This window comes from Pontibacter silvestris (assembly GCF_020907275.1).
GTDB classification, from domain to species: domain Bacteria; phylum Bacteroidota; class Bacteroidia; order Cytophagales; family Hymenobacteraceae; genus Pontibacter; species Pontibacter silvestris.
Window position 1 is genome coordinate 1 of sequence record NZ_JAJJWI010000103.1, and the last position, 509, is coordinate 509.

Below are 509 nucleotides of genomic sequence, written 5' to 3' on the forward strand. Positions count from 1 at the left end.
AAAGCCAGCTGCCAAGCGCAAGCTCTCGGATGCTGAGGTGATCACCACCGCCCTGGTTGCAGCACGCTACTTCGGCGGCAACATGACCACGGCCCGTAGCTACATGCAGGCTCACCACCGCTGCCGCATACTGCACAAGAGCAACTTCAACCGCCTGCTCCACCGCCTGAGCCAGACGATAGCAGCCATCTTTCTGGCCTTGGGCGAGAGCCTCAAGCAGCTCAACTGCTCGAGCGAGTACACCATCGACAGCTTCCCTGTGGCCGTATGCCGAAACATCCGCATCAACAGGTGCCGACTATTGCAAAATGAGGCCTACAGGGGCTAGAACGCCTCCAAGCGGGAGTACTTCTACGGCTTCAAGGTAGTGGTTATCACCACCGCTGACAGACTGCCCGTGGAGTACCTCATTGTGGTTGGGGGGGTGCATGACGCCAAGGCCTTCGAGGCCATGGACGTCCGCCTGCCAGAGGGCAGCTGCCTTTACGCCGACAGCGCCTACACCAACT

General features: G+C 59.9%; 1 pseudogene. It reads left to right on the plus strand.

Going from position 1 to position 509, the window contains the following annotated elements:
- Positions 1–509 (plus strand): annotated as a pseudogene (locus tag LN995_RS22285) (transposase); the annotation flags it as partial.